Genomic DNA, 13558 nt, shown 5'->3' on the forward strand with positions numbered 1-13558 from the left:
TGGGCGGCAAGCTCAACGCATGGAGGGCGACATGGACCGGGCAAGCCACAGGCTGGCACCGGCAAGAACCGGCAGGCCGACCGGAAGATAGAGCCCGAGACCGATGACGAGGAACTGGTAGACCGCGCCCGCCGTGGTGAAAGCGAACTGGAAAGCCCAGACGACAGTGCCGAAGGGTTCGTGCCACTGGGCATAGAACAGGCGGTAATCCAGAGCGAAGGCGAGCGCCGTGATTGCGACGGTTCCCACGCTCAGCAGCGCGAAATGGGCTGCGAAGCGGGCCTCGATCCCGCGCCGGCGCGACAGGAAGCGTGCCATCGGAAGCAGGATCGGCCAGGCGACGGTGCCACCGGCGAAATAGATCACGAGAAGCTGCCGAAGGTGAAAGGACGGCAGCCGGTCATGCGTGAGCAGCGAGATGTAAGCGCACATCGCCATCGCGACGCCCCAGCAGAGCGCGCCGCCAAGACAGAGTGCCAGCGATGGAAAAACTGGCGGCAATGGATGATCGGGCCCTGTATCGTTCCAACCCGTCACGGATGCCGCCTGCTTCATGTCAGGGCCGGAAGGGCACGGCGATCCACCGGCCATTGTCGCCCTCGAAACCGACGCTGCGGACCAGCACAAGCGCCACATGAACCCGCGCACCATTCTGCACGGGGAAAGTGAGCGCCCCGGAGAGCTGATAGGTGAGCGGGCAGTTGCGGCTGTCGGGAACCTGTTCGTCCTCATAGACCATGCGGTCCGCCGGCTTTCCATCATCCTGCACGAGGCGCAGGCGGAAGCCCTTGCCGCCATAGGGTGTGATGGCCCGGCATTTTTCCGGCAGCGGCAGCGCGATCTCGTCGAGCGCCAGCGCATAGCTTCCGCCCGGCATGGGCTCGATGGCGAAGGGGTAATAATCGATGCGGCTGCGGTCCACGCCGAGCTGGCCCATCGGATTGAACGCGGCGAGGATGCCCGGATTGTCGAGAAGCCTGTTCTTTTCGATCATCGGCGCGGCCTTGGCCATCGCATCCGCTCGCGCCTTGGAAAGTCCTGCCTGTTCGTCATCGATGCGCACGCGCACCGGCGTGCCGGGCAGATAGGCGTCCTTTTCCGTGTCGATGAAATAGATGGTGGAATAGGGAAAGCCGGAGCCGTCCTGAACGCCGAACTCCTCGAAGGCATAAACCTTGCCGTCGGGCGAGAAGCCGATGGACTGGAAGGTAGAGAAATCCCCGGCCGTGGCGCCTGTCGCCGTCATAAGACAGGCGGCAAGCGCCGTCACCGCGTTCCGCAATATCCTCAAGCGCGGGCTCCCTCCGCATTGGCGCGCAAAGTGTCGATGGTTTTGCGATAGGCGTCAATGCTGCCGCCGCCGAAGATGGCCGAGCCCGCGACGAAGACGTTGGCGCCGGCCGCGGCGGGCATGGCGATGGTGTCGACGGCGATGCCGCCATCCACCTGGATGTCGATCGGCCGCTCGCCAACCATTTTGCGCACGCGGCGCAGCTTTTCCTGCATCGCAGGAATGAACTTCTGGCCGCCGAAGCCGGGATTGACCGTCATGACGAGGATGAGGTCGATCTTGTCCAGGAGGTAATCGAGCACGCTTTCGGAGGTGGCCGGGTTGATCGATACGCCGGCGCGCTTGCCAAGCGCGCGGATCGCCTGCAGCGAGCGGTCGAGATGCGGGCCGGCCTCGGCATGCACGGTGATGCTGTCGCAGCCTGCCTTGGCGAAGGCCTCCAGATACGGGTCAGCCGGTGAAATCATCAGGTGGCAGTCGAAGAATGCGTCGGTGTGCGGACGCAGCGCCTTGATGACATCAGGGCCAAAAGAGATGTTTGGTACGAAATGACCATCCATGATGTCGAGATGGACCCAGTCGGCGCCGGCGGCGACGACGTCGCGCACTTCCTGGCCGAGCTTGGCGTAGTCGGCGGCGAGAATGGAGGGCGCGATCCGGATGGGAAGGGTCATGTCAGGCTCCTCGGAACAGGATTGGGGCAGGATATCGGCGTGGCCATATCACTCCCGGCAGGGGGGAACAACGGGCGAATTAGCCCGTCGCCCAGCTCGGCATGATGTCGCCCGCCATTGGCGTGGCGTCATGCACGCCGCGCGCGATGGCGCGTGCCATGGTGGACGCGGCGGCCGCGCCCAGTTCGATGAAATCCTCCGGTGCCGGCGTGCGCTCGCTGCGGCCGGTGGCGAGCGCGAAGACGAGGTCGCCGTCGTAAGGCGTATGCGCCGGCCACAGCGCACGGGCAAAGCCGTCATGGGCGGCAATCGCAAGGCGCTTTGCCTCTGCCTTGGTCAGGACAGCGTCGGTGGCGATGACGGCGATGGTCGTGTTTTCCGTGCCGGTCGGGCGGCGCGACATTTTCGTGCGCGGCAGCCGTGCTTGCGGGGGCAAGGGAGCGGGCAGGCCGAGCCCGCCGAATTCGCCGTCCTCCTCGAACGGGGCCGCCCAGAAATGCCTGCTACCGCCGACCGTCGCCGAACCGAGCGCATTCACCGCGACGAGCGCCCCGATCGTGAACCCCGAATCGAGTACACTGGATGCGGAGCCTAGCCCGCCCTTGACGGTCGCGGTGAGCGCTCCCGTTCCCGCTCCGACGCTGCCCGTCTCGAAATCTTCTGCCGCAGCCGCAAGCGCTGCATAACCCAGCTCGCGATAGGGCGGGTAGCGGCCCCAGTCCTTGTTGCCGCCGTTCATGAGATCGAACAATATGGCGGCCGGCACGATGGGAATGCGGTGCGGCCCGACGGCAAAGCCGCGTCCGGCCTCGCGCAGTCCGGCCTGTACCCCGGACGCGGCATCGAGTCCGAAGGCCGAGCCGCCCGAAAGCACTACCGCATCGACGGTTTGTACCGTGTTGTGCGGCTCAAGCAGGTCCGTTTCGCGCGTGCCCGGCGCGCCGCCCAGCACCTGGACGGCAGCGATTGTCGGTTCCTCGCACAGCACGACCGTCACGCCCGAGCGCAGGACATGGTCCGTCGCATGTCCAACCGTGAGGCCCGCGACGTCCGTCATGCGGTTCTTCGGGCCGGGGCGCATCTATTCGCCTTCCTGTGCGGTGTCGGCCGGCATGAAGGTGCCGTCGCGCCACATCAGCAGTCGATAGGGATTGTCCTGCAATTCATGGTCGCTGCCAAAGGCGACAGGGCCGACCGCTGTCGCGAAAGTGCCGGTGGAGAGTTTTTCGATAAGGTCGCCGCCTGCGGCCGCGGCAGCGGCTACAGCGGTCACGGCGGCATGGGCTGGCAGCACATAGCCTTCCGCCACGATGCCCTTGGCCTGCATGGCTGCAGCCACGGCGCTACCATCCGGCAAAGCCTGGTAATCGGGCAGGGCGATCGCCTGCACACCGTCCGTCATCGGTACGGTCGGGTCGGCGCCCAGGAGCGCTTCGCCGCCCAGCAGGGCGAGCGAGACCTTCTCCGCCTTCGCGTCGCGTGCGATCACGGCGACATCGGTGCGGTCGCCGCCGACGAAGACACGGGTGACACCGGTCTTGGCAAGGCGGCGCACCAGCGTCAGCTGCTGTTCCTGGGCGGGGCGGAACGTGTCGACGAAGGCGGCCTTCATGCCGACTTCCTCCAGTTGGAGACGCACGGCCTCCACCAGTTCGCGCGCATGGATCGTCCCGTCGTCGATGAGCGCGAAGGGTTCCGATTTCCAGTCGCGCGTGATGACCTCGACCGCTTTGTCCGCTTCCGCCTTCGGGCCGGGTGCCAGCCGGAACAGCGGCCATTCCTTCTTCAGCGCGTCTTCCATCAGAATCCCGGAGCGCACGGAGAGCGTCACGGCCGGGATCTTCGCTTCGGCAAGGGCCGGCAGGGCGGCGGCCAGTCCCTCGGTGCACAGGAAGCCGATGGCGGCGCGCGCATCCGCGGCTATGATCTGTCCGGCGATGCCTTCGCCATCGGTCTCGTCGCAGGCCTCTGCAATCTCGACCACCGTGTCGCCATTGGCTGCGGCGGCAAAGCGCGCGCCATCGCGCACCTGCTGGCCGAGAATGGCGAGCGGTCCTTCCGTCGGGGCCACGACGGCGAAAGTCAGGCCGGCCGCAAGGGCAGGCGAGGGGACGGCCCCGATGGCGGCAAACAGGCTGGCAAGGACGGCGCTCTTCATATTCAACCCATGGATCGCGATCGCTTCCTTTGTAAGGATCGGGCTTCGGGCGTCAAAGGGAAAAGTCCCGAGCCTGGCCTTTGTCCTGAAAGAGACAGGAAAATTCGGCATTTGGGGGTTACATTTGCGTTCATTTTCGCCATGTATCTCCAGTGTCATAGGAGAATGCCGTGTTGGACAGATCGATGCTGGATCCGTCGCTTTATCGCGATGCCATGAGCCGTTATGCCGGCCATGTTCAGATCGTCACGACGGCGCATGACGGTGAGAAACGCGGTGTTACGATCACCGCTGCCTGCTCGGTTTCCGATAGCCCGGCCATGGTGCTTGCCTGCGTCAATGCTGCCAACCCCAAGAACGCGATCTTCGAAAAGAGCGGCCATTTTGCACTGAATGCGCTTTCGGCGGACCAGATCGATCTCGCCAACGCATTTTCGGGCCGCGACCCCTTGATGACATCGGAGCAGCGTTTTGCGCTCGGCGACTGGCAGGAGCTCGCAACAGGCGCTCCGGTGCTAAAGAATGCGCTGGCCGCCTTCGATTGCCGGCTTATCGAACTCCAGGTGATGGCCACCCATATGGTGCTGATCGGCGAGGTGATGGGCGTCTCCTTCGGCGAGCACCGCCCGGCGCTCATCTACAAGGATCGGGGCTATCACACGCTGTAGGGCGTGGTGGAAGGGAAAAAAGGAGCGGAGCTTGGATCGCGACGGGATTGAAGAAATGTTCCAGGCGCTCGGGCCGGTGACGATCCGGCGCATGTTCGGCGGCAAGGGAATCTACCATCAAGGCCGCATCCTGGCGCTCGATTTCCGCGACGAGATCCTGCTCAAGGCCGATTCGGTGAGCGCGCCCGATTTCGAGGCGGCCGGGTGCCGGCAATGGACGTATGAAGGAAAGAAGGGCACGCCGGTGAAGATGCCTTACTGGTCGGTGCCGGAGGCGGCCTTCGACGACCCCGACGAGATGGCGATATGGGTGCGGCGAGCCTATGAGGCTGCGTTGCGCGCCGCCTGACGGCGGATGAGCGCTTCAACCGCATCCGCGGCAAAGCGCGAGAGCGGGCTCGGAAGCGCATCGAGCGCGAACCAGCCGAATTCCGGCAGCTTTTCCGGCTCCATGACGCGCGGCTCACCGGAAAAATCATCGGTCACATAGATGAGCGACAGCCAGTGCTGGCGCTCTTGCGCGATGATCTGCTCGGAAATGCAGAGAAAGTCGATGGTGTCCGTGGTGATGCCGGACTCTTCCTCCGCCTCGCGGCGGGCGGCGTCGATGGCGTGCTCCATGTGGTCGACCTTGCCGCCCACGATGCTCCAGCAGCCTGCTTCCGGCGCTTTGGCGCGGCGATAGAGCAGCAGCTTTCCATCACGCAAAACAGCCAGGCCGCAACCGAGGCCCGGCACGTCTATTCCAGGAATTGGCATTCAGGAATCCCAGCAAGTATGGTTTGGCGCGGGTCTGCGCAAAACCAGCTCGATCAGGCTTTGCCGGCAATCAGCATGAACGCCGGCACCTCGTCGCCGAAGCCGAGCGGCGTCGGGCCGTCATCGTCGTCGCGGCGGTACCGGTTGCGGCGGTCACGGCTGTCATCGTTGGCCGGGCGGGGCGCGGCATGGTTTGCGGCGCGGGGATTGCGTGCGGGATTCTGCGGCCGTACGTCCGCCTTGCGTTCAGCTTTCACGACGTCCACCTTTTCTTCGGTCTCGACTGCCTCGACCCGGGGCTCCGGGGCACGGGCTTCACTCTTGCCACGGCCACGCGAGCGGTCACGTCCGCCGCGATCGCGGCCGTTGCGGGGGCGTTCGCGCTCTTCGCTTTCGGCCTGCTGCGGCAGGTCGTCGAGCGAGCCGTTCAGCCATTCGATCTTCTGATCGATCAGCTTTTCGATAGCGTCGACGAACTTGCCGTCGCGCTTGGAGACGAGGGTGAAGGCGGCGCCCGAGCGACCGGCACGGCCGGTGCGGCCGATGCGGTGGACATAGTCCTCGGCATGGATCGGGACGTCGAAGTTGAAGACGTGGCTCACATCGGGAATGTCGAGGCCGCGGGCAGCGACATCGGAGGCCACGAGCAGCGTGAGCTTGTTTTCCTTGAAATTCGCCAGCATCGTCGTGCGGGACCGCTGGTCCATGTCGCCATGCAGCGCGCCGACGGAGAAGCCGTGGCGGTCGAGCGAGCGGAAGAGATCGGCGACGTCAACCTTGCGGTTGCAGAAGATGATCGCGTTCTTGAGATCGTCCTGGGCGCGGATGAGGTCGCGCAGCACGGCGCGCTTCTCGTAATCCTTGCTGTGGGTGGCGACGAAGCGCTGCGTCACCGTCTTGGCGGTGGAGGAAGGCGGAGCCACCTCGATGCGCTCGGGATTCTGCAGGAAGCGGTCGGCCAGCTTCTGGATTTCCGGCGGCATGGTGGCCGAGAAGAACAGCGTCTGGCGCGTGAAGGGAATGAGCTTGGCGATGCGCTCGATATCGGGGATGAAACCCATGTCGAGCATGCGGTCGGCCTCGTCGATGACGAGGATTTCGACGCCGGTCATCAGCAGCTTGCCGCGTTCGCAATGGTCGAGAAGACGGCCGGGTGTGCAGATCAGCACGTCGGCGCCACGCTCCAGCTTGCGGTCCTGCTCATCGAAGGAGACGCCGCCGATAAGGAGAGCCACGTTCAGCTTGTGGTTCTTGCCGTACTTTTCGAAGTTCTCGGCAACCTGTGCCGCCAGTTCGCGTGTCGGCTCGAGGATCAGCGTGCGCGGCATGCGGGCGCGGGCACGGCCCTTTTCGAGGAGGGTCAGCATCGGCAGCACGAAGGAGGCCGTCTTGCCGGTGCCTGTCTGGGCAATGCCGAGAATGTCGCGCCGCGCAAGCGCCGGCGGGATGGCGCCGGCCTGGATCGGGGTCGGGATCGTGTAGCCCGAATCGGTGACGGCGGACAGGACTTTCTGGCTCAGGCCAAGATCAGCAAAAGTGGTCAAAGGAAAAACAGTTTCCGTTCCGGTTCTTGCGAACGCAATGAGTTGCAGCGGTCGATGTGCCGCTAGGATGCAGCGCACTTATGCCGAAAGTGCCGGAAAGTCAAGGAAATCAGCTTTTCTACAAAACCTGCGGGCTATTTGGTGCTGCCGGACGACAAATTTGTCATACGAACGGGACCGGATTTGGCGTTCGTCAATCCATATAGGTCGTCAGCTTCATGCCCGCGGTGAGGAAGCGCATCGGGTCGATGGCCTTGCCGTTGCGGCGCACTTCATAGTGCAGGTGCGGGCCGGTGGAGCGTCCGGTCGTGCCGGAGAGACCGACCGGGTCGGATGCCTCAACATGATCGCCGACCTTGACCAGAACGCGGGAAAGATGGGCGTATCGTGTGCTCAAGCCGTCCCCATGGTCGATTTCCACCATGTTGCCGTAGCCGCCGTTGCGGCCGGCAACGGTCACGGTGCCGGCGCCGCTGGAGCGGATCTGCGTGCCGGTGCTCGCGCGGAAATCGATGCCTGCGTGCAGCGCCAACCTGCCGAGAAACGGATCGGTTCGGTTGCCGAAGCGGCTGGTGATGTTGCTGCCCGGCGAGGGGTTGCCGAAGGGCAGCTTTCGCGCCGTGCGGCGGGCTGCATCGAGACGATCGAGCGCGTCGTCGAGGTCGTTGATGGATTCCTCGAAGGGATTGGAAAAGGTCTCGGGCTCAACGAAGGGACCGCCGATGGCCGTCTGCGCGCCCTCTTGGGCAGCCTGATCGTCGGCGGCGGCCGTCTCGGTGACATCGAAGCCGGTGCGGCGCAGGATGGTCTGGATGGCGTCGGCGGTTTCCGATGCGCCGGCCGTCAGAGACTGGATCCGGTTCAGCTGGTCGTGTTCGAGGTCCTTCAGCGACAGCGTGACGCGCGAAAAGAGGCGGTCGGCCCGATCGGCGACCGATTCGCCGGTCGAGGCATAGGCGAGCTGCGTTGTCTTCTGTGGGGCCACGTTGCCCATGATGGCGTTGATCGCGCCGACCGCATCGGCGCGGCGGCCGTCCGTCACCGGCTTCTCTTCGGGCAGGGGCACGGTTTCGGCGCGGTTGAGCAGGGCGTCGAGCTTGCCGTGGCGCGCGGAAAGCGCCAGCTGCTGCTGCATCAGCTTCTCGACCTTCTCCTCCACGACCTGCTGATCGAGAAGCTGGCGGCTGGTGACGCGATCGACCTGGGCGCGCAGCGCGGAGATGCGGTCTTCGTAATCGTGCTGCATGCGCGCCTGCCGCGCCATCGTGGCGCCGATCAGGTCATCGCGCAGGACAAGGTAGGAAGTGGCGGCGAGATAGCCAACGGTGAACATGCCGGCAAAGCAGAAGGTGACGGCGGCCATCCAGGGGCGGATGGTCATGTGGCGGATCTTGTCGCCGCTCGCCAGGATAACGACATGCTGCTGCGCGCGTTTTCCGAAGACGCGGTTTTCAGGACGCTCCGCCACAGATGACCCCCAGACGTTTCAGCCATGCCACCATCGCGCCAACCCGTGACTCGCGGTGCTGTACTCTTGGCGGGGATTACACTCTGTTAGGGTTAATAAAGCCTTTCGTGATGGCCGATTCGACCTGAAATATCAGCTCTGACTCACGGAAACGAGGGCGCGGTAGAAGGACGGCGTCAGACCTGCTTCGGCGCGTGCGACATCGTTGAACGGCGCCTTGAGCGGACTGCGGAAATTGGTGCGCACCAGCTCCTGGAAGGTGGCCGACGGGTCCTTCTTTTCCCGCGCGCAGAGGAAGCGGAACCACTTCGCGCCGACGGCGACATGGCCTTTCTCATCGTTGTAGATGATGTCGAGAATGTCGGCGCTGGCGTGGTCGCCGGTCTCGCGCATCTTCATCTGCAAGGTGGGCGTCACGTCGAGGCCGCGCGCCTCCAGAATGAGCGGCACGACGGCGAGGCGCGCGGTCAGGTCGTTGCGCGTATCGTGCGCGGCCTGCCACAGGCCGTCATGGGCGGGCAGGTCGCCGTAGTCGGCGCCGAGTTCGCGCAGCCGGTCGCGGATCAGCCGGAAATGCTTGGCCTCCTCGAAGGCCACCTGCATCCAGCCGTCGAAGAAAGAATGCGGTATCCGCTCGGTCGTGAAGCGCGCCACGATGTCGAGGGCGAGATCGATAGCGTTGAGTTCGATATGAGCGAGCGCATGCAGGAGCGCGATGCGTCCCTTCTCGGTATGCAGCGAGCGCTTCTCCATGTTTCTTGGCGGCACGAGTTCCGGCTTGTCCGGCCGGCCCGGCCGCGCGGGCAGGGCCGGATCGCGCGGCGAGCGTATCGAGAGCGTGCGGGCGAACCATCGGCGCGCGGTTTCCTGCGCGAGATCCGCCTTCATGTCGAGGTCGGCGGAGGCGATGGCGGCGGTGGCGCCGCCGCGCAGACTTTCGATGTGGGGTATATGAGTCATTCCAGGGCCTTGATCGGGTCGCTTAAAGCTTCTTGGCAGCGTCCAGAACGGCGGCGACATGGCCCGGGACCTTCACCTTGTTCCAGATCTCGGCGATCTTGCCTTCGGCATCGATGAGCACAGTGGTGCGCTCCACACCCATATAGGCGCGGCCGTACATGCTCTTTTCCTTCCATACGCCATAGGCCTGCAAGGTCTCCAGCCCTTCGTCGGAGGCGAGCGGCACGTCGAGCCCGTGCTTCTTGACGAACGAATCATGCTTCTTGACCGGGTCGGGCGACATGCCGATCAGCGCGACGCCGGCGGCTTCGAAATCGGGCCGGGCTGCGGTGAAGTCCTTTGCCTCCGTCGTGCAACCGCTCGTGTCGTCCTTCGGATAGAAGAACAGGACGACGGGCTTGCCGCGAAAATCCTGCAGGGAAACGGTGCCGCCGCCATCGCGCGGCAGCGTGAAATCGGGTGCTTTCATGCCTGGGGCCAGTTCTGCCATGGGATTTCCTTTCTTTGGCCGGCTTTTTGAGTCAGGGACCGGGCTTTCCGCATATATAGTGACGGGCAGAATCGTCCAGCGCAGAGCGGACGGCACGCTACCTTTCCACGGGATAGCACGGCGGACCAGGGCAGGAGAAAGCAAACGCTTCATGGGAGAAATCCGCGGCGAGAAAGTTGTGTTCCGCAAGCAGGATATCGTTCCGCTGCACGAACTGCCGTCTGCGCGGGCGCATGAGCCGATCGTCCTGCATGCCGTGGAAACCAGCCGAACCGGCTTTCTGTGCCGCATTCTTGCGGTCGTCGTTGCCATCGTCCTGTTCATCGGCGCGGGCATTATCGCGCTTGTGGAAGCGGGCGTCTTCGACAGCACCCTGAACGCGCGCGCCGTCGTCGCCCTCAACGATGCCCTGGGACCGCGATACCGCGCCTCGGTGGATCATACGGTGCTGCGTGTCGCCGGCCTGCGCGGCTTTGTCCTGAAGGCAGAGAATGTGCGCATCGTCGATGTGCACTCGCAGAAGGAAATGGCGACGACCGAGGCTGTCGGCCTGGTGCTCGATCCCACAGCCCTTGTCGTCGGACGCGTCGCCATTTCGCGGCTCGATGTGGATGGCGTCATGATCAATGCGGCGCTGCTGCCTGAAAGCAAGCCGCTCGATCTCGACGATCTGCGCATTTCCGATGTGCCCGATTATCTCGAAACGGCGTTTGAGCGGCTCGACGGCATGGACCGCCTGCTCGATTCGAGCGGCATGCAGGCCGTCAATCTGTCGGATTTCGGCGCGACGTTCCAGGGGCCGGGCGGACGCCCCGTCGTGCTGTCCATTGCCGACCTCCAGTTCTCGCGCGATGCCGGCGGCACCATGTCCATCGACGGCCGGTTCCTGCTGAACGGGAAAGATGGCGAGATCGACCTGACCGCGGCGACGGAAGGCGGATCGGTACGAACGATTGACGGCGTCATCCGCAACGTCGCCTTCGGCAATCTCCTGCTGACACACACACCGGACGGCGACGTTCATGCGGGTGTGGCCACCACCATGGATGTGACCGTCAGCGCCGGACGCGAGGGCGAAACCGCAAAGCCCAGGCTGACGGTGGATATCGGCCTCGCCGCCGGTACTGTCTATGGTGACGGCGTGCCGGCCGAGCTGCGCCCGTCGACGATCAAGGCAAGCTACAACTTCGACAAGGGCTCCATCGAACTCATCTCCAGGGATGCGAGCGTCGGCCAGTCGCACTTCCCCTTTACGGGAGGCCTCATCGACCTCGACCGCGTGTCCGACAAGCCCGACAAGGGCTTTGCCATTGATCTCGTTTTCAGCAATGCGATCAGCCGTCCGGTCGATTCCACCGAGGCGCCGATCCGTTTCGATGCGAAGGCGAGCGGCTACTTCCTGACGAAGGCGAAGAAGCTGCAATTCGACGAGATGGCCGTGTCGAGCGACAAGGGCAACGTGGCGGGTTCGCTTGCCATGCGCTTCGGCGACCGGGAGCCGGAAGTCAGCTTCGTGATGATCGCCAGCGAACTGGAATCGGCTGCGGTCAAGCAGTTCTGGCCGTTCTGGATGGCCAAGACCGCGCGAAGCTGGGTTATCAAGAACATTTTCGGCGGTACGGTCACGAACGGTCGCATTGAATTCTACCTGGCCGAAGGACGCGAACGCACGCCCGGCGTGCCGATGCGCCTCACCGAAGACGAATTGAAAATCGACTTCGATATCGAGGGCGCGCGCATGAACGTTGCAGGAGAAATCCCGCCGTTGCGCGATACATCCGGACAATTCCGGCTGCGCGGGCCGCGCACCGAGATTTCCATCAAGGGCGGCACGGCCTATTTCCCATCGGGCCGTTCCGTCGCCCTGAGCGGCGGTACCTTCATCCTGCCGGATAACTATACCAAGCCGCTGATGGCCGACATGGATATCAACGTTTCGGGCGACGCGGACGCCATTGCCGAACTCGTCACCTATCGCCCCATCCGCGCCTTACCTGCGACGGGCTTCGTGCCCGAGGATTTCTCCGGTCCGGTGAAGGCCAAGGTCAAGGCGCATTTCGGCGTCATTGGCGCACACAACCCGCCGCCGCCCGAATGGAACGCGGCGCTGACGCTCGAGGGCGTGGACGTGCGCAAGCCGGTCGCCGGTCGCAAGGTGACGGACTTGCGCGGCGTGCTTGCGATCGATCCGCGGCTGGCTGCGCTCGATGCCAAAGCCGATATCGATGGCGTGGGCCTCAACATCGCGTTGCTCGAACCCGTCGACAAATCCACCGGCGCCAAACGCAAGACGACCCTTTCAGGGACCATCGGCAACAAGGATCGCCGCGCGCTGCTGCCTGGACTGGACGAGATCATCGAGGGGCCTGTCGACATACGCGTCGAGCAGGAGGGCAACGGACCAAGCAGCGTAGAGGCCGACATGGGCAAGGCGGCGGTGTCGGTGCCGTGGCTTGGCTGGACAAAGGGCGCAGGCATCGGCGGCAAGGTGACGCTGACAGCCAATACGGCCGATGGTGTGACGAAGATTTCCGATTTCCGTTTTGTCGGTGACGGCTTCAATGTCGCCGGCGCCCTGAATTTCCGCGGTGCCTCGCTCGATTCGGCGAATTTCTCAACCGTTCGCCTGTCCGCCGATGACAGTTTCCGCATCAAGGTCGACCGTTCCAAGTCCGGCTACCGGGTGGCGGCCAATGGCGAAGCGGCGGATGTACGCCAGGTGCTTGCCCGGCTCAAGAACGCCACCGGGGGCAGTGGCGGCGACAAGCAGTCAGTGAGTGTCGATGCGAGCCTGTCGCGCGCGTTGGGTTTCAACGGCGAGAGCCTTTCCAACGTTCAGTTCCGCTACGATACGGCCGGCGGCCGCATTTCGGGGCTGAACCTGTCCGGCGTCACGTCCGGTGGCGCGCCTGTCGTGGCTCAGGTTGTAAAGACCGACGGTGTCGACGTGATCCAGTTGACCAGCGGCGATGCGGGTGCCGTCGTACGCTTTGCCGATGTCTACCGTCACATGAGGGGCGGGCTCCTCAATGTCCGCCTGCGTGACACGGGCGCGAACGGCTGGCTGGGGTCGGTCGATGTCCGCAATTTCGCGCTGGTGGGCGAGGAGCGGCTGCGTTCGCTCGTCTCGACACCGGCCGGGGAAAACGGCCGCAGCCTCAATCAGGCGGTCCGCCGGGAGATCGATGTCAGCGCTGTGAAGTTCTCCCGCGGCTTTGCCCAGGTGCGCGCCTCCGGTGGCGCGCTCAGTGTGGCGAATGGTGTCGTGCGGGGCGAGACCGTGGGCGCGACATTCCAGGGCATCGTGCGCGACGCCAACGGCAATATCGATATGACCGGCACCTTCATGCCGGCCTATGGCCTCAACCGGCTGTTCGCCGAATTGCCGCTGATCGGTATCATCCTCGGCAACGGCAACGACCGCGGTCTGATCGGCATCACCTTCAAGCTCGCCGGCCCGGTCGAACAGCCCAATCTCACTATCAACCCGCTCTCGATCATCGCGCCGGGCGTCTTCCGTAACATCTTCGAATTCCAGTAGGACCG

The 13558-nt window shown here is 64.3% G+C and carries 13 protein-coding genes; 3 read left to right on the plus strand and 10 right to left on the minus strand.

Annotated features, from left to right (window positions below; all coding sequences use genetic code 11):
* Positions 1-12: 12 nt before the first annotated feature.
* The 5 genes from MKI86_RS07035 to MKI86_RS07055 form a co-directional block, all read right to left on the minus strand.
* The gene (locus MKI86_RS07035; RefSeq protein WP_370879913.1) at positions 13-438 is read right to left on the minus strand and encodes a hypothetical protein; all 426 of its coding nucleotides are present in this window, start codon (positions 436-438) and stop codon (positions 13-15) included.
* Positions 439-556: 118 nt separating this feature from the next.
* Positions 557-1291: a DUF2259 domain-containing protein gene (locus MKI86_RS07040; protein WP_241599081.1), complete on the minus strand. Its 735-nt coding sequence runs from the start codon at positions 1289-1291 to the stop codon at positions 557-559.
* Positions 1288-1965 (minus strand): ribulose-phosphate 3-epimerase, encoded by a 678-nt coding sequence (rpe, locus tag MKI86_RS07045; RefSeq protein WP_241599091.1) that lies wholly within the window; start codon positions 1963-1965, stop codon positions 1288-1290. Before rpe ends, MKI86_RS07040 begins: the two co-directional genes overlap by 4 nt.
* Positions 1966-2044: 79 nt before the next feature.
* Complete coding sequence (locus tag MKI86_RS07050) at positions 2045-3046, minus strand: P1 family peptidase (RefSeq protein ID WP_241599092.1); 1002 nt, start codon at positions 3044-3046, stop codon at positions 2045-2047.
* The gene (locus MKI86_RS07055) at positions 3047-4123 is read right to left on the minus strand and encodes an ABC transporter substrate-binding protein (protein WP_241599094.1); all 1077 of its coding nucleotides are present in this window, start codon (positions 4121-4123) and stop codon (positions 3047-3049) included.
* 185 nt (positions 4124-4308) lie between these two features.
* On the opposite strand from MKI86_RS07055, the gene MKI86_RS07060 reads away from it, so the two are divergent.
* Positions 4309-4791 (plus strand): flavin reductase family protein, encoded by a 483-nt coding sequence (locus MKI86_RS07060; protein ID WP_241599307.1) that lies wholly within the window; start codon positions 4309-4311, stop codon positions 4789-4791.
* Positions 4792-4822: 31 nt separating this feature from the next.
* Positions 4823-5140, plus strand: a complete 318-nt coding sequence (locus tag MKI86_RS07065; protein WP_241599096.1) for a TfoX/Sxy family protein — start codon at positions 4823-4825, stop codon at positions 5138-5140.
* On the opposite strand, the gene MKI86_RS07070 is transcribed toward MKI86_RS07065, so the two are convergent.
* The 5 genes from MKI86_RS07070 to MKI86_RS07090 form a co-directional block, all read right to left on the minus strand.
* The gene (locus tag MKI86_RS07070) at positions 5113-5550 is read right to left on the minus strand and encodes an NUDIX domain-containing protein (RefSeq protein ID WP_241599098.1); all 438 of its coding nucleotides are present in this window, start codon (positions 5548-5550) and stop codon (positions 5113-5115) included. The genes MKI86_RS07065 and MKI86_RS07070 overlap by 28 nt on opposite strands.
* Before the next feature lie 53 nt (positions 5551-5603).
* The gene (locus MKI86_RS07075) at positions 5604-7094 is read right to left on the minus strand and encodes a DEAD/DEAH box helicase (protein WP_241599100.1); all 1491 of its coding nucleotides are present in this window, start codon (positions 7092-7094) and stop codon (positions 5604-5606) included.
* A 193-nt stretch (positions 7095-7287) separates the two neighbouring features.
* Positions 7288-8562: a M23 family metallopeptidase gene (locus MKI86_RS07080; RefSeq protein WP_241599102.1), complete on the minus strand. Its 1275-nt coding sequence runs from the start codon at positions 8560-8562 to the stop codon at positions 7288-7290.
* A gap of 132 nt (positions 8563-8694) precedes the next feature.
* Positions 8695-9522, minus strand: coding sequence for a ferritin-like domain-containing protein (locus tag MKI86_RS07085; protein WP_241599104.1), 828 nt, complete (start codon positions 9520-9522; stop codon positions 8695-8697).
* Between the two features lie 22 nt (positions 9523-9544).
* Positions 9545-10012, minus strand: a complete 468-nt coding sequence (locus MKI86_RS07090; RefSeq protein ID WP_241599114.1) for a peroxiredoxin — start codon at positions 10010-10012, stop codon at positions 9545-9547.
* A gap of 151 nt (positions 10013-10163) precedes the next feature.
* Between MKI86_RS07090 and MKI86_RS07095 the strand changes: the two genes are divergently transcribed.
* A complete protein-coding gene (locus tag MKI86_RS07095) occupies positions 10164-13553 on the plus strand; it encodes a YhdP family protein (RefSeq protein WP_241599122.1) in 3390 nt (1129 codons plus the stop codon).
* Positions 13554-13558 lie beyond the last annotated feature (5 nt).

This window comes from Shinella sedimenti, from assembly GCF_022601905.1.
In the GTDB taxonomy this organism is placed as follows: Bacteria; Pseudomonadota; Alphaproteobacteria; order Rhizobiales; family Rhizobiaceae; genus Shinella; species Shinella sedimenti.